Here is a 20,477-nt window from a genome sequence, read left to right as displayed (position 1 = left end):
AGGGTGGTACGGGGCGACGGGGGGATGTCAGCCGCGCCGCCTATTCTGCTGATAAATGTCCCGTGATATGGGGGTGATCAGGCGTGGTCCTGAAACTCGATGAGACACAGACCCAGCACCTGAGGACGCTGCTCAGCGATGCCAAGGACCAGGGTGAGCAGCTCTGCTCGAGCATCCACAGCGACTACGCCGGCGTGGTCGGCGCCAGCTGGCTGGGCGGCGCTTCGACCGCCGCTCTCGGCAAGCAGGACGAGATGCTGAACTTCTGGAAGAGCCAGCTGGCTCCCATCCTCGACAACCTGGTGAACGGCATCCTCAGCACCACCAACCTGCTGACCAACCAGGACCAGGACAGCCAGAACGTCATCAACGCCATCGCGCCGGGCTCCGGCGGCATGAACTTCGGCCGGCTCGGCGGAACCGCCTCCGCCTGACGGCGCAGCAGCTTCGGAAGGGGACAGACATGGTTCTGCGTTACGACGGCACGGTCGGTGACACCGGCACCACGAACATCACGAAATCCGGCGAGCTGATCCAGCTGTTCGAACAGTTCAAGCAGAAGGCCAAGAACATCCTGGCCGAAGACTGGAACGGTGCGGCCGCCACGGCGTTCGACGAGGCCCAGGAGATCTGGAACCAGCGCGTCAACAACTTCGGCAGCACCCACCAGGACATGGGTAACGCCGTCATCAGGGCAGCCGAGAACGCGTTCGACAAGGACATGCAGGCGAGGGGCTACTTCAACATCTGAGAGCTCGACCGCCGAAGCCGGTCCCGGAGCGCGAACACGCTCCGGGACCGGCTTGTCTCACGCTGGGAACACCGGGGAGGGAATCGTTGTGCAGCAGGGGATCAGGACCGCTTGGGGCGGTCGCTGAACAGTTCGACGGGCGGCTCCGGACGCTCGTCCTCGGGCCGGTCCTGCGGAACCGGGGCGAGTCCGGCGCGCCAGCGGCGGCGGCGGCCGAGCGGTCCGAACACGACGATCGCGGTCACCAGCAGCACGAGCGCGAAACCGGCGGCCGCCAGGATGAACGCCCAGTCGTCACTGCGGTTTTCGGCGGCCTGTCGCGCGGCGACCTCGGGGTCGACGGTGACCGGGGTGAGCGGTGGCAGCGTCACCGGGTTGCCGGCGGCGATGTCGTCGGACACGGCCTGGTACGGGTTCACGACACCGAAGCCGTAGTACGCGCTGCCCGTGCCTTCGGGGGCCGGGGACGCGGTGGCGTACAGCCGCTGCACGACGTCCGTGTTGGACAGTTGCGGCCGGTAGGAACGGACGAGCGCGACCGTGGCCGCCACGTACGCGGTGGCGAACTGTGTGCCAGAAGCGGTGCCAAGGCCGGCGTTCGGGAAGGTCGTCACCACGTTCGCGCCCGGCGCCACCAGATCCACGGCCGTGGGGCGCGAGTTCTGGGTCACGACGCCGTTTTCGGCGATCGCGCCCACACCGACGACGCCGTCGTAAGCCGCCGGGTAGGGGACCAGGCCGGGCGGTTCGTTGCTCGCGGTTTCGCCGACGGCAGCCACGACCACGATGCCGCGGGAGAGCGCCCGCTGCACGGCGCCGCGCAGGGCGGCGTTGTCGTCGTAGGTGATGGTCGGGACCGCGATCACCGTCGCGCCGCGGTCGACGGCCCAGTTGATCGCCGCGGTCAGCGTTTCCGGGGCGACGGTCTCGCGCGGGTTTCGGTTGGACGGGTACTGGTCGGCGACGACCTTCGCGGACAGGACCTGCGCTCCCGGCGCAATGCCGTGGAACCCCACCGCGCCGCTCGGTTGTGCGGCGATGATGCCGCTGACCCCGGTGCCGTTGCCCAGGCAGTCGGGCAGGCCGCTGGGCTGACCGGTGCCGGCCGGAGCGAAGTTCGCGCGCTCCGCGATGTGCCCGGCCAGGAGCGGGTTGTCGCTGATGCCGGTGCTGAGGACCGCCACACGTTGCCCGGCCCCCGTGCTCAGCGGCCACACCCGATCGGGTGCGAGCATTTTCTGGGACCACGGAACGGGAACCAGGAGCTCCCCCGAAACGACACAGTTCTGCTGGGCCTGCGCGGCCTGCGGGGTCACCGTGACGACGGCGAGCCCGGTGACCGCGGCGGCCAGTGCCGATCGAAGACGCTTGGCTTGCACGCGCCGAATGCTATCGGAGTGCCCGCCGCATGTGGCAATGTCGCCGCTGTGCCGGGGGGACGAACGGATGGGAGACGGGCTTGAACTTCTCTTCCGACCGGGTGGACCCGGTTTTCGAGGAAATGCTGGACGAACTGCGGCAGGCGACCGCGAACCTCCCGGCGGCGCAGGAGCGGATGCTCGGCATGACCGGGGTCGCCTGGTCGCCGGACCGCACGGTCAAGGTGGTCGTGGGGCTGCGCGGCCAGCTCGTCGACCTGGAGATCGACCCGCGGGTGTTCCGCAAGCCGGACGCCGCCGCGCTTCAGGCCGCGATCCTGGAGGCGTCCGCCGAGGCCGTGGCCCAGGTGCAGGCTCAGATCAAGGAAGTGATGGCCGAGAACTTCTCGCCCGTGTTCACCGAGCTGCAGAACCAGGTGCAGCCCGAACGCGCCGGCGCCATGGACTACCTCCAGCGCACCGACGCCGAAATCTACGCCGAGCGGAAGGCAGAGCAATGAGCGGTGGTTTCGTCTCCATCAACACCAGCGCCCACGAGATCGCGTCCATGGGCGGTCAGCTGAGCGGCATCGGCACCGAGTTCAGCGGACAGGCCGCGGCCGCGAAGGCCGAACACGCGAAACTGGCCACACTCGACACCTTCGGCAACGACCGCATGGGAGAGGGCTTCTTCGCCAAGTACGGCGAGAACGACAACCCCGAAAAGGTCCTCAAGGCGCAGGGCACTCTCGGTGATCAACTGGCCGAGATCGGCGGTATGGTCAAGAAGGCTGCGATGACGCAGTACGAGGGGGAGCTGGAGAACCTCAAGATGGTGAACGACGTTCAGACCTAGTTCTTCCGCGCCAGCAACGTTTTTTCGTGTCGTCGATTCGGGGAGGTGATCGGTGAGCAGTCCCACGGATGACTGGACCGAAGCCTTCGCGAACGCGATGATGGATTTCGCCGGGCAGGTCGACGCCTACATCGACGCCTGGGAGAAGTTCCTCGGGGTCACCCTCGTCCCGGTCAAGACCACCACGCTCATCCGCGGGTTGTTCGGCGAGTACCCGAAGGGCGACCCGGACAAGATCGTCGAGGTCGTCAAGTTCTGGGCGGACCAGCAGCAGGCGACCTACGACTTCCAGATCGACGCGTCGAAGCTCACCGAGCGGATCCAGCAGCAGTACCACGGAGCCGCGCCGGCCGAGTTCGGCATGATGATGTCGCAGTTCAACACCACGGTGCTGCAGCTGGCCGAGGGCAGCCGTCAGATGATGGAGGCCAGCCAGCAGTTCCTGCAGACCGTGGTGCTGACGAAGAACAGCTACCAGCTCAACCTGGCGATGATGGCGTTTGAGCTGGGGCGAGCGCTGTTCCAGGCGCTGGCGACGTGGGGCGTCTCGCTGATCGAGATCCCGATCATCATCACCACGGTGTCGATCACCCTCCGGCGCCTGATCATGGAGGCGCTGGACGCGATCCGCAACATCGCGATCCGGGTCGCCCTCCGCGAGTTCACCTGGGCGGGTGCCCGGAGTGCGGCGATCCACGGGCTGATCGAGGGGCTCGAGCGCCTGGGCAGCGGCCTCGTCCACCTCGGGGCGGCGGCGGGACGGCGCGGGCTGGAAATCGTCACCCATCTCCCGCAGAACCTCAGGTTCACCAACATCGCCGGACGCCAGGCCGCCCGCGAGGTCCAGCAGAAGATCATCCGCCAGGCGCTGGAGAACGCGGCCGGCCGCCAGCTCGGTTTCCAGGAGCTCCGGCAGCTCGGCGGCGGCGCGGTGCAGCGGGAGATCGCCATCCAGCTCGGCCGCGGGTTCCGCGGCGAGGCGATCGCGGCGGGCGCCCGGGTGCCTGCCGCGATGCGCGGCGTGATCGACGACGCCGTCCGGCACACGCTCCGGGTCGAGGGCCTGACGGCCAGGCGGGTCGTCGGCGGCCGGGTGGTCGGTTACGGCCTGCGCAGCGCGGCGATCTACGGCGTCATCCCCGATGTGGTCGGGCAAGCCAAGACTTACTTCCAGCTGAAGGAGTACGGCAAGTTCGACAACGGCAAGCCGGTCAGCGGCGACTTCTCGTACAACGGCATGAGCACCCTGGGGGCGTTCGCCGGTGCCGCTCTCGGTGGTGCGCCACTGGGCCTGTCGACGAAACTGCCCGGCTACCTGGCCGCCGGCGCCCTCGGCGGGGCGGCCGGCCAGTTCGGCTCCGTGGCGTTCACCAACCCGGAAGCCTTCAAGGGGTTCGGCAAGAGCCTCGTGGAGTTCGCGAAGACCGGCGAGTGGAACGAATACGGGGTCGACAGCAAAGGGGACGTGGTGCCCGTCGGCGCGCAGCGCGGTGGCGCCGACAACCCGCTCGGCTGGGAGGCGATCAAACAGGCCGCGTGGGGTGGTGCGGTCGGTGGCGCCTGGGAGAAGTACATCGGCGAGGCGAGCTGGAAGGAAGCGGGGCTCAACCTCCAGGTCCTCAACACGAGTTTCCAGCACCTGACGACCCCCGACTTCACCCGGTTCGTCGCGCCGTCCCCCACGGCGACACCGTCGACGGTCGGCGCCTGGGGCGGATACAGCGATCCCGGTGGCGCGGGCTCGGCCGGGGGCTCTGGTGGTTCCGGTTCCGCGGGGTCGCAGGGCGGCGGGAACACGGGCGCACGCGGCGGCGACACCGGGACGCGTGCGCAGACGTCGGGCCAGAGCGGCGGCACCACCCGGGGAGATTCCGGCAGTGGTCCGGGACGGCAGACCGACGGCGGCAACACGGCGCAGCGTTCCGGCGGTGCGGGTGCCGATGGCGGGCAACGTTCCGCGGGCGCGGGTGCCGACGGCGGGCGACGTTCCGGAGGCGAGGGTGCCGATGGCGGGCAGCGTTCCGGCGAGGCAGACAGCGGCCGCACCGCCAGTACCGCTGCGGACAACGGTGCCCAGGCGCAGCCAGGACGGCAGGTCGCCGCGGGCGCGGGCCCCGGCACGACGGCGCCCGAAGGCGCTTCCGCCGCGAACGCCAACGGCGACGGCCGTCCGGCGGACGCCGGCAGCCAGGGCGCGGATGCCGGCGGGCGGTCCGCCGACACCGGCGACCAGGCTGCGAACGCCGGCGGCCGGGACGGTGGGTCCGCGGATGCCGGCGGCCAGGGTTCCGGTGGCCGGGACGGCGGGTCAGCCGACAGCGGCAGTCAGGGCGCGAACGCCGGTGGTGAGGGCAGCGGGCCCGCGGGCGCCGGCCGCCAGGGCGCGGACACGGGCGGTCAGAACGACGGCCGGTCCGGCGACAGTCAGGGCGTGAACACCGGCGGCCAGGACGAAACCGGCCGCCAGGGCGACGACCGCACCGCTCCGGATCACGGCCGCACCACTGACGACCACCGCACGGCCGGCGAGGAGGAGACCGGCCTCAAGGTCACCGACCGGCGCGGGGCTGGTGACCACGTCCCCGGTCTGGACGAGCAGCGCCACCGCACGCCGGACGACCAGATCCCGGACAGCGAGCGCGAGCCCACCGGCCCCAAGACCAGCGACACCCGTGCGGCTCCGGACGAGGTTCCTGGCCTCGACGAGCACCGGACCCGGACGCCGGACGACCAGATCCCCGACAGCGAACGGGAACCGGCGGCCGGCCTCAGGACCACCGACCACCGGTCCGAAGCGGCGGGCGTCCAGCGCTTCGCGAGTCCGCAGACGCCGGAGTCCACCACGGAGTGGCCCGACGCCGCGAAGTCCGTCGTGGCCCGGTTCCTGGAGGGGTTCCGGCCCGACGGTCACATCGAGCTGGACAAGAACACCGGCGTGTTCACCCTCACGTCGTCCGACGGCCAGGTCGTCCAGGTGCGGGTGGTGCTCGACAGCACCCTGCCCGCCGAGACGGTCGAGGTCCACGCGGGCCGGTTCGAGGGCGCCGTCCAGGTCGCTCCCGCGGTGCTCCACGTCTCTTCGCACGTCTCGCTCGACCGCGGGCAAGTGGTCAAGCGGCGGCTCATCCCGAAGTTCCGCCAGCCGCGCGAGTACGTCGAGGAGGTGTCGACCCTCGGCCGGAACGCCCACTTCGCGCTGAACCAGGCGATGGACCACCTGTTCGCGCAGTCGCCGGTGGTGCGGCCGGACTCGGTGTCCGCCGCGCACGGGCGGTCGGTTCCGCGCGGCGGTATGACCCGGCACCCCGAGGGGACGCACTGGCGCGCGCTGCCCCGCTCGCTGAGCGCCGGTGAGCCCCGGAGCGACGAGGTGACGACCGAGGACACCCTCGCCGGCGCGCTCCGCCACCGCCAGGAAAGCGCGTCCGTCCCCGGCTCCACCGCCTTGCCCGACCGCGGCCGCCTGCACGCCCTCACCGGGGACCCCGGCGAGGGCACCATGCTCGCCCACTTCGACGGCGGCACCCGCGTCGCGTTCGACGTCGGGCTGGACGGTCGTGTCCCGGCCGGCACGGTGCGTGTCGACCCCGGCTCCTGGCTGGTCGGCGCGGACGGCACGGCCCGGCAGGTGACCGAGGGGACCATCCTGATCGGCGAGGGCACCACGGCCGATCAGCTGGATTCCCTGCTGGACAACGGTTTGCGCACGCTCGCGCAGGGCGTGCCCGGGCTGGAGCAGCCGCACCAGGCGGTCGGCCTGCGGCAGATCCAGCAGGTGCCGACCGAACCGGTGCAGCGGACCGTGGGCACCCTGCGCTCGGAGACGGCCGACCACAGCGCCGAGGTCGGCAACCGCATCGAGGACTACCTCCGCGGCCTCGGGCAAGCCGCCGCACCGACCACGGTGCTGACCCCGACCGCGCCGTCCCTCGGTGACGCGATGCCGGTGCGGCTCGACGGCGACCAGCCCGTCCTGCCCGGCAGGGCGGAGATCGGCGCCCGCACCGCGCGGGTGTTCTACGACGACGTCAACCTCGACGTCGCTCCGGTGGTGGACTCCCAGTTGCCGCCAGGCACCTACGTCGTCGTCCCGCCGCGCGTGTCCGCCGAAGGCGTGCAGGTGAGCCCCGCGCAGATCCGCATCTCCGGCCAGGCCCCCGGCGACACCGCGCAGCAGCGGTTCGTGGTGAACATGCTGATGCGCCAGGCGCTCGGCACTTTGCACGGCATGGTGCGCGGCCTCGGCGACCTCTCCGACGGCTCCGTCGCCGCGCACATGGATCCCGCGCTACGGCCGGTGGCGCACGCGGTGGCGACCTCGGTGCGGGGTGCGCGGCTCGTGCCGGATCCGCTGGCGCCGGAACCCGGTCCCGGTGAGGCGGTGCGGTATTCGGTGCGGATGCCCGAGCCCGCGACGTTCGCGCACGACACCACGGCGGTGCTGCAAGCGCTTTCTGACACCGGGCTCCGCCTCGACACCACCCGGCTCGCGTGGGACGGCGACGATCCCGGGGTGACGACCGAGTGGACCCGCACCGAGTCGGGGGAGCGGATCGTCCTCCGGTTCGAGACGCCCGATTCCGTGGCCGCGCGCGCCCACCTCGCCCGGCTGGACGGCGCCTCGCCGCAGCAGCGGCAGGAGATCCTGGGCGCCGCGATCGCGCCGCACGGCGTCGACGAGATCGCGCTTCCGCAGGGAGCGGGAACCCGGCCCAACGCCTGGGACTCGCCGGAGGTCATCGGACACCCGAAGCGCCCCGCGCTGGGCGACATCAACCTGTCTGCCGACGTCCGCGACCGGCTCGCGGACGAACACGGCCCCACGGCGACCGATCCGCGCCGCCTGCGCATCGCGGCCGGCTGGTTCGACGAGGGCGCGGATCCGCGGACCGCGCTCGGCGCCCTCGCCAGGGACATCGCCCGGCGGCCGGACTGGGTGCAGTGGAACGCCGACAGGGACGTGTGGCTCGTGCGGGGCGAGCGGGACGGCGTCGTTCTCAACCTTCTCCTGAGCGAGCGGGGCGACATCCTGCGTGGCCAGCCCTCGCCCGGCCCCCACACCGAGGCGGGGCGCCCGGGGCCCGGCGACGCGGGCCGCTGGCTCTCGCCGCTGGTGGCGGCGGTCGGCGCAGCCGAGGGCGCCCTGCTCTTGCCGGAGGCGGCCGCGTCGCTGGCCGACCTGAGCGCGGGCCGTCCCGTCCGGTACCTGGTGCAGGTTGCCGAGGCCGGTGACAGCCGGACCGTGCTCGACTCTCTGCAGGACAACGGTTTCCGCCGCACGGGGATGACGGCGGACGGCCGGGTCGCGATCACGCACCAGGACTCCGGTCAGGTCCTGCACCTGCGCTTCGAGGAGCCGGTGACCGCTTCCCTCGACCGGCGTGACACGGACGTGCCCGCGGTCGGCGAAGCGGTGCGGGCGGTGCCGGGCGCGGCGGTGACGACGGACGAGCCGCTGAGCTACACGATCACCCTCGCCGAGGACTCCTTCGCCGACGGGGCGCAAACGGTGATCGACGACCTCGCGCGGCGCGGGCTCACCCTGCGGGACGCCGACATCGCGTGGGGCCGCCGCGGTGACCACGGCTGGCGCACCACCTGGCGTACTCTGGGTGGCCGCTCGCTCACGATCCGCTTCACGACGCCCGAGGCGGTGGCGCACGCCGGGCGGGTGGCCGAGATCGACCGCCGGATCGCCGAACTCGGCCGCGCCGACGCCCTCCAGCGCCGGTGGCTCGCCGCGCGCAGGTTGGAGATCCTGCGGACCGCGCCGGTGCCCTCCGGCGCCGACCAGCTGCGTCTGCCGGAGAACCGGAGCGCCGGGGTCGTCGTGCACCAGAACCCCGGTCAGCCGGCGGTCGTCGTCCTCGACGGCGAGGGCAGGTCGGCACCGGACGAGCTGGCGCGGCGGGCCGCGGAACAGTTGCGTGCCGAGGACAGCCCGTGGTCCGGCGAGGACGTGCTCGTCACGGTCGCGGCCGACGTCCCGCGCGACGCGCTGACCGGCGACCCCCGGGTCTTCGCCCGCACGCTCGCCGACGAACTCGGCGCCGTGCTCGACGGGCCGGACGTGGCCGGCTCGCCGCGGATCCACGGGGTGACCCCCGAGGGCTGGTCCGACGTCGCCTATCCCGGAACGGTCTCCGTCGCGGACGACGTGGTCGCCGCCGTGGCGGCGGAAGTGGGTGATGACGCCGCGGACCGGGTGCGGGAGGCGCTGCTGTCGGTCGCCAGGGAGCCCGAAGAGATCCTCGCCACCGCCCGGGGTCTGTTCGGCGCCTTCGAGGTCCGGGGCGCCCACGACGGATTGCCGCTCACCGTCGTCGTCCGCGCCGACGGCTCGATCGAGTCCGCGCGGATGGTCACCGCGGCGCCGGCGCCGTCGTCCGAACTGGCCGGTGTGCTGCGGTGGTCCGCCGGCCTGGACGGTCACGTCGTCCGCGCTGACGCCCTGCGCGATCTCGTCGGCTCGCTGGAGCCGGAGCAGCAGGTCGAAGTGCTGCGCGCCGGGATCACCGGGCAGCAGCTGTTCGAGACCGGCCGTTACCAGCGTCACTGGGAGGGCAAGGGCTGGCCGTACACCGACTCGGCGCTGCTGCGGGTTGCCGAGAACGACGCGAAGGTCCTCAACGCTGCGGTCGCCGGACAGTCGTTGCCCGGGCTCGACGACCTGAACCACGTGGGGGGCAGGCAGGGGTCGTTGCGCGGCGGCGTGTTCGAAGGCCCCGACGGCCGCTGGTACGTGAAGGCGCCGGTCACCGTCGAACAGGCGGAGGTGGAGGTGCTCGCCGCATCCTTCTACCGCATGGTGGCGGACGAGGTGCGCACCGCGACCGGGATCGACGCCCCGGTGCCGGAGACCAGGCTCGTGCGACTGGACGGCCGCTTCGGGGAGAGCCGGCCCGTCGGTGTCGCGAGCCGCTGGGTGGACAACACCGGAGCGCTGACCGACTTCGCCGCCTTGGACGAGCAGCAGCAGCGGGTGTTCTGGGCGCTGTTCGGCGCGGATGCCTGGCTCGGCCACTCCGATCTGCGTGGCTTCGAGGGCAGCAACATCGTGATGACCGCGAAGGGGCCCATGCGGGTCGAGTTCGGCGGCACGATGACGCACGCCAACACCGGTGACCCGAAGAGCTCGATCGCCGGTCACCTCCCGTTCGGCGCAGTGGTGACCGAGGCGGAGCACCTCCGCTCGCCGGTGCGCAGCCCACAGACGGCCGAACTGTTCCGCGACATGCCCGCCGACCTGGAACGCGCCTCGGTGCGTGCGGTCACGTCGATCAGCGACGACGCGATCCGCCGGACCGTCCGTGGCATCATTTCGGACCCCGTCCTGGCCGGGCAGCTGGCCGAGATGGCGATCGCCCGCCGCGACGACCTCGCCGCCAGGTACCCGGACGGCACGACCGAGCCCGCGCGCGCCCCCGACACCGTGCGCGACGACCGGGAACCCGTCGACGTCGGTTTCCTGGAGCGCCTGGTCGTGGCCGAACGGGACGGTGGCGACTCAGCAGGGCCGATGCGCCAGTTCGCCGCCGGGAAGGTCGCCGCGTTCGCGGCCGCTAGCCTGGGCGTGCAGGGGCAGGTGACCCTCGTCCGGGTCGACGGTGAGCAGACCGGTGCGGTGCCCGCGCACTTCACGCTGCGGCGCGCCGACGGCACCGATGTCGCGGTGGTGCGGCTGCACGGCGACCTCGCGGCACTGCGTGCCGAGCTCGAAGTCGTGGGCCCCACCCTGCCGGTCGCACTCGTCGGGAAGGCGGCGCTGGGCGACGCCGTCGTCGGCATGGCCGTCGCGCCGCTCGTGGACGGCCGCACCGTGGCGGAGACGGTGGCCGCCTTCGCCGACGGCACCCGCCCGAACGGCTGGGACTCGCCCGAGGTGGCCAGGCATCCGCAGCGCCCTGACCTGTCCACGCTGCGCGTCGAGGAGGACCGGCGCCGACACATCTTCGAAGGCGACGAGACCGGCGGCGGGCACCGCTCTGGTCAGGGCGTGCCCAACAAGTCCGAGTTCCCGGCGCGGTGGGGCGAGGACCCGGCTGTCCTGGACATCATCCGGGCGATCGCCCGCCACCCCGACCGCGTCGAGTGGGACCCTGACCGGGGGCCGGCGTGGCGGCTCGAGGCCGAGCGGGACGGGGTGCTCGTCCGGGTCGTGGTGCTGCCGGGCGGGCAGATCAAGACCGCCTACCCGATCGACGGCCGCGGTGTCGTCAAGAACCCGGCGGGGCCGCCGCGGCACGCCACACCGGCCAGCATCCTGCCCAAGACGCTCGACAAGCTCCTGAAGCGGCGCGGGCCGGCGAGCCGGGCGCCGGGAGTGACCCTGTTCCCCGAGGCCTGGACCCGGGAACCGGGCGGTATCGAGGGCGTCCTGACGCGGATCACCGACGAGGCGCTCCTGGCGGGGAACTTCGAACCGGCGCCGGGATCGGACGACCGGGACGTCGTGCACGCGCACTACGCTGGCGTCGACGTCGAGATCTTCATCGACCAGCAGAACAGGATCCGCGACGCCGTGCCGGACGCCGACGCGCCGGGCGTCCGGACGAATCCGCCGAGGGGAGAGGGTGGAAGCGGTGGCGCTGTCCGAGGACGAGGTGGCCGCGCTGATGGCGAAGCTGCCGGAACGGCTGGCCGACCGGATTCCGCCGGACAGGCTGCGGACGGTGCGGCAGGACCGCGACGCGGGGGAGTGGCTGGAGACCGCACAGGTGCTGATCGGGACGCTGGCGCGGACGGACAGGCCGGTGTCGACCCGGGAACGGGCACAGCTGCGGGAACTGCTGCGGACGTTCGCGAAGCCGGGACAGCCGGAGTGGCTGGCGACGACGCTGGACGGGTTGCGCAGGGCGCTGACCGGGCTGCCCGAGGTGACCAGCCTGAGCGAGCCGCAGATCGCGGAGAAGGCGAAGACCCTACGGGCGACGTTCGGCGAGCGGATTCCGGAGACGGACCGCTGGGAACTGGAGGACGCCGAGGACGAACAGGACTGGGAGGACCTGACGCAGGCGACGGTACGGTTGCTGTCGCGGCACCGGATCCCGGTGACGGCGGCGGAACGCCGGACCCTGTGGCTGCTGCTGGACGCGATGGATCTGTCCCGGGAGGGACTGCTGGCGATCCCGGAGCGCTGATCGCGGACGCCCGTGCCGTCACCGACCTCGCCGACGGCACGCGGCAGGCGCTGGCCGACTTCGGCAAGTCCGGCGCCCAGGCGATCGCCGACGCGCTTGGCGTGCCGCTGTCCACAGTGGAGGCCCGGTTCGACGAGCTGGCGGCGACGGCGTTCGCACTGGGGGAGCAGGGCATCGCCCGCGCGTTCCCCGGAGATGACGCCGCTCGGGAGCGGCTAGCACCGTACGTGACCGCGGCGAGCGTGTACGACGCGGAGGCCGGCCGCGTCGGTGTCCGGCTCGGCGTACCGGCGGCTGACGTGGTCACCGAACTCGCCCGGGGTGTCATCGCCTCGCTGAGACCGACGACCCTGGCCGAGGACGTCCGCGGTCTCGACTCCCGCGACCCGGCCGAGGTCCGGCGATTGACGGCCCGGCGCCGGGCGGCGGACCACCGTGTCGTGATGGCCTGGCTCGACAGTTTCGACGGTCCGCGGCGCGAGGTGCTCGCGGACGTGCGGGCCCGGGAAGGTCGAGTGCTCGGCGCCGCGCCCCAGCTCGGATTCCATGACCGGATCGACCACGTCGGCGAGGTGCTGTCGGCGGCGGACGGCAGACGCGCGATGCCCGAGCCGAACCTGGGTGCCGAGCAGCGCGCCGGGCGCGTGCTGCAGGTGGCGCTGCCGCGCTCCTCGTCGATCTTCGTGACGGCACCCGACCAGAACGGGATGGCCGATGCGGTCGAACGAGCGCTCGCCGGCGCCGGCGTGCACGCCGACCGCGAGGCCAATGGCGCGACCACGACCTGGACGCTGACGGACCGAGGCGTCTCGTGGCGGTTGGCGGTTCGCGTGGACCCGGACGCCACCGAGCCCGCGGTGACGGTGCCGCCGCCACGGTTCGATGGTGCGCGCTGGGTCCAGGACCCGGTGACGGTTGTGGTCCCTCAGGTGCCGGTGCATCCGATGTGGCAGGCCGAGGTGGCCGAAGCGCTGGTCCAGGCGCTCCTGACGCGGGTGCCTCCCGCCATCCGCGGGCTCGCTAAAAACGTGGCGTCCACCGGGTGGCCGGCGCTGGCCACCCGGGAGATCACCGCGCCCGAATCCGGCACGGCCGCGGCCGACCCGTCCGTGGTGCTGGCGGTCGACCCGGCACTGGTGTTCCACACCCTGGACGGCACCGTGGCACTCGACGTCGCCCCGGTGTTGCCTTGGCTGACCACGTCGGCCGACCCGGCGCTCGTGGCCGCCACCATCAACGGCACGCTGGACGACACCGGCGCCCGCGACGTCACCTTCGACGGCACCACGGTGTCCGGGGTCTTCGGTCCAGAGGGGTTCGGGTTCACCGTCCGGGTCGACCCCCGGGCAACCCACCCGTCCGTGACGCTGCCGGTCGTCCGGTTGCGCGTCGATCCAGCCGCGGACCCGGCGACCCGGCTGCGGGACGGCCGCTGGGAGCAGTCACACGCCGTCGAGATCGTGCTGCCCCCGGTTGCGGTGGATCCGGTCTCCCGGCACCCGATGGTGGTGTCCGCGCTGCGGGACGCGCAGTCCAAGGCCGGTCAGCCCGTGAAGCGGGTCATCGAGAACCTGCGGCAGGATGACCTGCCGTCCCTGACGGACCTTTCCTCGAACGCCCATTCCCGCGCCGCCGTGGCGGTCGAGCCGCCCCGGGGTGAGCAGACCGTCGTGACGCTGCCGGGACGCGAGCGGGACGTGCCGGTGCGGCTGGATGGCGGGTCGTGGCGCACCAGCACCACGGACGTGCACCGGATCGAGAGCACGCTCCTGGACATGCTCACCGGCGCGTACTGGGCCGGCGATGTCCGCCCCGACCCGGACGGTGACGGGACGACGTGGCTGCTCGTGGCTCGCGACGCCGGACCGGTGATCCGGTTCCGCGTGCGGGTCGATCCGGCCGCCACCGCTGCCCGGGTCGTGCAGCCGGGCCTGGAGCTTCGCGCCGACGTCACAGCCGCGGCGGAGGGCGGTTCGTGGGCGCGGCTGGCCGGCGGACGCTGGGTGCAGGACGGCGTCGCCGAGGTCGTGGTGCCCCCCATGCCCGTCGAACCGTCCTGGCAGCGCCGCGCGCTGGTCCCCGTCGCCGTCGCCCTGGGCGTCACCCTGCCGGAAGCCCTGCGCTCCTCCGTAGAGGACCTCCGGGGGCGGTGGGCGGTGACTCTGCCCGACCTCGCCCACCTCGCCACCGAACCTCTCGCCGGCACGGCGACGGTCGCGCCGCCGGCACCGGCCTCGACCGCTGTGCTGGCGACCGGGCCGTCGGAGATGGGGCTGCCGTCCTCCGCCGTGGATCCCACCGCCGATCCGGACGGGGTCGTCCGTGCCGTGCACGAGGCGTTCGCCGCCGCCGGCGTCGGCACATCTGTCGACGGTGTGGCGATCGGCATCGTGCGTGCCGACGGGTTGCGCTGGCAGTACCAGGTGCGTGTCGATCCGGACGCGTCCGCGCCGCGGGTGCACGTCCCGGCCATCGAACTGCACCTCGGCCACAGCTCGATGGCCGGCCACGGCCGTTCCGGCAGCCGCGTCGCGGACGGCCGCTGGATCCAAGCGGCCCCCGTGGAGCTCGCCGTGCCGCCGACGACGGACGCGGCGGCGCTCACCGAACTGGCCACTGCGACGGTCGAACTGGTGAACGGCCACATCCGCGGCGACGTGCGGTTCCTGGACAGCGCGCTGACCGGGGAACCGCCACTCCCGCACCCCGGTGACCTCGTCCCGTCCCCGTACCCGGTCGCGACGTCCCCGACCGCGTTGCGCGCGGAAATCGGGGCCTTCGCCAAGCAGGGCAGTGAGGCGGTCGCCGAAGCCCTCGGGGTGACGGTGGCCGAGGTCGAGCGCCGCATCGACGAGAAGCTCGCGTCGGTCTTCGACCTCACGCCGCGCGGAATCGTCCGCGCGTTCGGCGGTGACCGGGCGGCCTGGGACCGCCTCACGCCGTACCTCGACTCGGCGGCGGTCTACGACTGGGCGTCGGGCCGGGTCGGCCTCGCGGCCGGCGCGGCGCTGGACGTCGTCGCGGCCGGCCTGGTGAAGGAAGTCGTCACCTCGTTCCGCGAATCCCCCGCCGAAGCCGCCCACGATTACGCCGGCTCCCCGGCCGACCTGCTGCTCGACCGTGAGATCGCCGACCACCAGGCGGTGCTGGCCTGGATCCGTTCCCTCGACGCACCGCTCAGCGCCGAGCTGGCGGAGGTGCGGACCTGGACGCCGGAGCTGCTGACGGAGGTCCTGCGATGGCGGTATCCGTCCACAGTGGACCACGTCGACCGGTTCACCACGGCGATCCGCGAGGGCAAGCCCGTGGTCGAGCCGAGCCTGGGCGGGGAACGCACGACGAGGCAGGCGCTCGCCGAAGCCGTCCACGATCGGCTGCCCGGCGCTGTCGCCGAAGTAGAGGCTCACCCGTCCGGCGTGACGATCCGGGTGTCGACGGCCGATCGTGACACCACCATCGTCGTCCGGGAGGGCTCCGGCAGGGTCGATCTCCCGGCGCTGCGGGCTCGGCTGGCCGACGCCGGGGCGGACCGCGGCGAGGTCGCACTGGAGCTGCCGCTGGCTCGGCTGGGAGACCTGGTCGTGCCGGTTCTCGGCGACATCGCCGCCACTCTCGCCGGCCCAGAGGCGTCAGCCGGGGAGTCCGGTGCCGCGGCGGCCACGGCCGCCGGCATCGCGGCCCAGGGCATCGGCCAGGCCGATCTCGAAGAGATCGTCCGTCGCGGGATTTCGCGCGCCGGGCTGTCCGAATACGTCCCGGACCTCGTCCTCATGCCCATCGCTCCGCATGGCGTCGCAGTGGCGGGAACGGACGCCGCGGGTCGGAGGTTCCGGTTGGTCATCACCGCCCCGTTCGGGAATGACCCGGCGCTGCGGCTGCACACGGGCGATCCCGCAGTCCACCGGCTCGAGCTGTCACCGTTGTTGCTGGCTCCGGGCAGGCGGGAGCGCGAGGTCGCGCTGGCCCTGCACGCGGTGGTCGCGTACCGGGCGCTGCTGACCGGCGAGGGTGGTTTTCCGGCACCGGGCGAGCGAGGCCCGCAAGTCCCCGCCGGGTGGATTTCCGCGTGGGATCTGGGGCAGGTTCTCGAGGAGGCGGCACAGAACATCGCGGCGGCGGCGCAGTTCTTCCGCACAATCAAACAAATCGGGGGACGCCAGTCGCCGACCGACCGCTGGTCTGCGCGCTACCTCGCTCGCGCGATCGAGAACACGAGCTCGACGCTGATGGCGCCGACCCACGAGAAGGATCTCGTGAGCTTGACCGAGGAAGTCCAAAGCACGCACAGCAACATGGTGTTCCTCGACGAGTGGCTGCACCACGAGGAGCCGAACCTCGTCACACGGGCGCACCCGGCTCCGGCTTCGTCGTTGCTCGAGACCCTGCGCGGACAGCAGGCCTTCACCACCTGGATGCGCGAGATCGGCGGGCCCCTCGACCGCCGCTACCTGAGCCGGTTGCCGGCACGGGGCACGTTCGCGCAGGCGCACCTGGTCGCCGCGCTAGGACGGCACATCGGCCCCGAGGAGAACGCCCGTTGGATCCCGGCGGCGCAGAAGCTCCTGCCGGTGGGTCCGGGCACACCGTCCTACGAGGACGGTGTGTCGGTCGTTGACCTGGTGGACCTCGCCACTGCCGTGTACGGGCCCGGCGCCGAAGTGGCTCTCGTGTCCAGGATCCTGACTGCGGTCGACGACGCGTTGCGCGTGACGGGGTTGACGGATGCGGAGCGCGAGGCACTGACGGAAGTCGCGAAACGGGTGGAGCGGCTCGACGACGCGGTGCACGACGCCGAGCGTGGCCAGATCGATCCGGTCGCGAACGCGTTGTCGGACCTGCGCGAGAGTCTGCGGCACCTCGCCGTCTTCGGCATCGATGTCTCGTCGCCGACCTGGACCTCGCCGGCCGCGCACAGCACGGGCGCCGAAGTTTTCCTGCCTCCCGCGCCACCGAAGCCCGCCATGGGCGAGAACCTCATGGGCGGCGGTTCCGGTCAATGGGGCTCGGAGCGGCCCACTGTGTGGTCCCAGGGGTTCAAGGCACTCGGAAGGGCCATCGTGCTCGGCGGTCTGGCGCGGGGAATGCCTGCCGCCGCCGGGATGTTGCGTCACTACCTCGGCAACTCCGGGCAGGACTTCGTGGTCCAGCCCGATGTCCTGTTGCGCGAGATCCCTGGTTTGCGTGAGCGCGTGACGCAGCGCGTGCGGTTCGAGGCGCTCCGGCTCGCCCAGGCCGCCGAAGCGCGTGATGAGGGCGGGACGTACACGTTCTCGACGCGCTGGTGGCGCTACGAGCCTGGATCGACCGGAGCCAGCAATGACTGGTTCCACGCGGTCGGCACGTTCTACTACGCCGTCACCGGAGTCGTGACCGTCGGCCCGAGCCCCACGGGCGGACGCCCCCAGGTGCAGGTGGAGTACCAGGTCCACGTGTACGACCGGTACAGCTGGCACGCCGGACCGGGTCTCACCCTCACCAAGTTCAACATTCCGCCCGCGTTGTGGGGTCGCGTCGCAGGCACCAAACTGGGACGGCTGCTCGAACGAGCGAACGATCCTGGTCGCCTGTTCCAGGTCGGGCCCTTCCCGCAGGGGCTGGTCCACGTTCAAGACGAGGCGTGGCAAACCCTGCATCGCGCGGGCCTGGCGCGGGAGTTCGACATCGTCGGCTCGACGGGGCGAAAGGTCCACCACGGGACGATGGCGTCGCTGTACGACCTGGAGGTGCCTGCCGGACGCGTGCCCTCCCGCTGGGACCGCCTGCTGGACGGCGTGCTGCGCCCCGTCCTGCCCCACGCCCTCGAGCCGGAGAAGGTCGAGCAGGTCGCAGGCACGTGGATCCACTACGCCGCTTCCGAAGACGGAACCGCGGCCACGTGGATCCGGTTCGACGCGCCGTCGCGATCCGTGCTCGTCAGCCGTCCCGGTGACGACCCGGACGGCGAATGGACCGCACGGCTGCACTGGGACGAGGCAGAGCGAGCGTACGTCGGCGACGCCGGCCGGATCGAGCTGCTCCTCGACGGCACGCGGACGAACGGCCTCGACGGAGTGGCAGACACCTTGCGGGTCCGGTTCGCGGACGGGTTGCGGGGCACTCTCGCGTTCCAGGGCGTCCACACCCCTGATCAGCTCCGGGTGAACGGGCATCCGGCGCACTCGGGAATCGTCGGCGTGCGTGACGCCGTCACCGAAGACGTGGTCGCCCGGTACGAGATTCGCGACGATTGGCGACGGCAGGAGCCGGTGCGCATCCCGGGGCGCGACGTCGCGCTGACGTCCGAGCTGCCCGGTGGCGCTCCCACCACCAGCGATGCCGGGGCCGTCGAAGTCACGGTCGCCGAGTTGTTCGGGGAGGGTGTGCCGGATGTCGAAAGCGCACGCCGGATCCCGGATCCCTCCGGTTCCGGTGTGCTCTGGCTCGTCCGGCTGACCGGCGGTTCCGAGTTCGCGCTGCGCGTCACGTCCGAGACAACGCAGACCGGCGCCTGGCTGCACGTCGCTCCGCTGAGCGTGTCCAAGCGGGTGGAGCAGCTCATTCCGATGGAACTCGCCGTTCCCGCACTCCCCGCCGACGGCGGCGCACGGCGCGCCGTGCTCGGGCGGATCCTGCAACAGGCGGTGGACTTGCTGCCGCAGGCCCTCGATTCGATGCTCGCGGCGGTCGCCGAAGCCAAGGGACCGGAGTTGGCGGAGCCCGGTGACCTCGTCCCGGAGGTGATCCGCGAACAAGACGGCGAGCGGACGGGCCTCCGCGAGTGGACGCTCCGGCGGTGGCGGCTCGACGAGATCTTGATCGGGCAGGCACGTGGGCGGAAGCAACCGCCGCAAGACCTCGAGATCGTCTACGCCGGGACCCGGCCGCGCACTCCGCTCTACGTCGCCACCACTGACCTGAGCCCGCGTGCACTGGACTCCCACCGAACTCTGCTGACCAAGTCCCCGCTCGTGTCGACCGCCGACCTCGCGAACGCTGTGGCGGTCGCGACGGCCGATGAGGTGGAGACGGTTTGGATCTACGAGCACCACGCCGGCGGGGGCGAGGCGGAAACCGATGACGCGACGGGGGAGACGCGCATCCGGCACGACCGGGTCCCGATCGAGGAGATCGCCGGCTGGTGGGAGATCACCCGGCGATCCGGCCGGTTCCTGGAACAGGTCACCTGGTACGAGAATCCCCGCTTCCGGGGGGTGCCCGGTCCCGCTGAAGCCGTGGTGGACACCCTCGACGACGGCGCCCGGCGAGACTTGTCCACGTTCGCGAAGCAGAACGTCGAGAAGCTGGCCGATGCACTGGGCATACCGGCCGAGGAGGTCGAGCGGCGGATCGACGAGAAGCTTGCTTCGTCGTTCGAGTTGAGCGAAAGCGGGTTGGCGGAAGCGTTCCCGGACGACGAGGCCGCACGGACCCGTCTGTCGCCCTACCTGGACTCGGCGGCGGTGTACGACTGGGGGACGGGCCGCGTCGGTCTGCGGCCGGGGACCCCGCTCGCCGTGATGGCGACGGGTCTGGTGAAGGAAGTCGTCACCTCGTTCCGGACGGTGCCGACGGCTCTGGACGGTTCACCCGCGGACGTGCTGATGCGGCGGGAGGTCCAGGATCACCTGGTCGTGCTGCGCTGGGTCAAGGCACTGAAGGGAGCGTTGCCGGACGAGCTGGCGGAGGTGCGGACCTGGACGCCGGAGCTGCTGACCGAGGTGCTGCAGTGGCGGTATCCGTCCACCGTCGACCATGTCGACCGGTTCACCACCGCGATCCGGGAAGGTTCTCCGGTCGTCGAGCCGAGTCTCGGACGGGATCGGAGCGTCGCGCAGGCTGTCGCCGCAGCCGTCACCGACGGCATGGCCGGCGTCCGCGCGCGCGTGTTCGATCTGGTGGACAAGCCGGCGGTCGGCCTGCTCCTCGACGTCGCGATGGGCGACGTGAGCTTCACCATGGTCGTGCGCGACGGAATCGCGGCCAGGCCATCCCGGTCTGCTGACGCGACGAACACCTTCGAGGCCTCGTTGCCGCTCGCGAAGCTCGGCGAGCTGTCGTCGCCGCTGTTGGGCGAGATGATCGCCGACCTCATGAAGATCGAGTTCGGGCAGGACCAGACGAGCGGCGCTCCGGTTGCCGCCGAGCGGACACGGGGAGCGGAACCGGGGCAGACCCGCGAGTCGTGGGACGGGGTGGTCCGGAGCGGCCTGGGCAAGGCTCGCCTCGACGGGTTCCTCCGCGGCGTCGAGATCGTGCACAGCCCGCCCACGGTCACGATCACCGGTGTCGACCGGGCCGGTCGTGAGTTCGCACTGCGGATCAGCTCGGAAGCGGAACTCGCTGAGCCGCGGTTGCGGTTGTCGACCGGCGACCCGTCGACCCACCTGCTCGAC

6 protein-coding genes (1 of these 6 cut by a window edge) are annotated in these 20,477 nt (G+C 72.0%); 5 read left to right on the top strand and 1 reads right to left on the bottom strand.

Features of this window, described 5'->3' with window-relative positions:
- Positions 1 to 83: 83 nt before the first annotated feature.
- The gene (locus L2C96_RS16420) at positions 84 to 434 is read left to right on the top strand and encodes a hypothetical protein (protein ID WP_020416780.1); all 351 of its coding nucleotides are present in this window, start codon (positions 84 to 86) and stop codon (positions 432 to 434) included.
- A 29-nt stretch (positions 435 to 463) separates the two neighbouring features.
- On the top strand, positions 464 to 751 hold the full coding sequence (locus tag L2C96_RS16415) for a WXG100 family type VII secretion target (protein WP_020416781.1): 288 nt from the start codon (positions 464 to 466) through the stop codon (positions 749 to 751).
- A gap of 101 nt (positions 752 to 852) precedes the next feature.
- Here L2C96_RS16415 and L2C96_RS16410 read toward each other — a convergent pair whose 3' ends face one another.
- Positions 853 to 2,130 (bottom strand): S8 family serine peptidase, encoded by a 1,278-nt coding sequence (locus L2C96_RS16410; RefSeq protein WP_235716066.1) that lies wholly within the window; start codon positions 2,128 to 2,130, stop codon positions 853 to 855.
- Between the two features lie 80 nt (positions 2,131 to 2,210).
- On the opposite strand from L2C96_RS16410, the gene L2C96_RS16405 reads away from it, so the two are divergent.
- The 3 genes in view from L2C96_RS16405 to L2C96_RS16395 are tightly spaced (at most 52 nt apart) and all read left to right on the top strand, a layout consistent with a single transcriptional unit that may run on beyond the window.
- Positions 2,211 to 2,630 carry a YbaB/EbfC family nucleoid-associated protein gene (locus L2C96_RS16405; protein WP_027935672.1) on the top strand — a complete coding sequence of 140 codons (420 nt, stop codon included), beginning with the start codon at positions 2,211 to 2,213 and terminating at the stop codon, positions 2,628 to 2,630.
- On the top strand, positions 2,627 to 2,965 hold the full coding sequence (locus L2C96_RS16400; protein ID WP_020416784.1) for a hypothetical protein: 339 nt from the start codon (positions 2,627 to 2,629) through the stop codon (positions 2,963 to 2,965). Before L2C96_RS16405 ends, L2C96_RS16400 begins: the two co-directional genes overlap by 4 nt.
- A gap of 52 nt (positions 2,966 to 3,017) precedes the next feature.
- Positions 3,018 to 20,477, top strand: partial view of a hypothetical protein gene (locus L2C96_RS16395; protein ID WP_237336811.1) — the start only. The gene runs 35,457 nt beyond the window's last position; the window shows 17,460 of its 52,917 coding nt (coding positions 1-17,460); the start codon lies at positions 3,018 to 3,020; its stop codon lies off the right edge, out of view.

The sequence above is a fragment of the Amycolatopsis tucumanensis genome, from assembly GCF_021654135.1.
Lineage (GTDB): Bacteria > Actinomycetota > Actinomycetes > Mycobacteriales > Pseudonocardiaceae > Amycolatopsis_E > Amycolatopsis_E tucumanensis.
The sequence above is the reverse complement of the archived record's forward strand: the minus strand, read 5'-3'. Positions and strand labels throughout refer to the sequence as shown.

Excerpts from the sequence above, each read along its gene's own strand:
- L2C96_RS16415 (WP_020416781.1), top strand. The coding sequence starts at position 464 with ATGGTTCTGCGTTACGACGGCACGGTCGGTGACACCGGCACCACGAAC.
- L2C96_RS16400 (WP_020416784.1), top strand. The coding sequence starts at position 2,627 with ATGAGCGGTGGTTTCGTCTCCATCAACACCAGCGCCCACGAGATCGCG.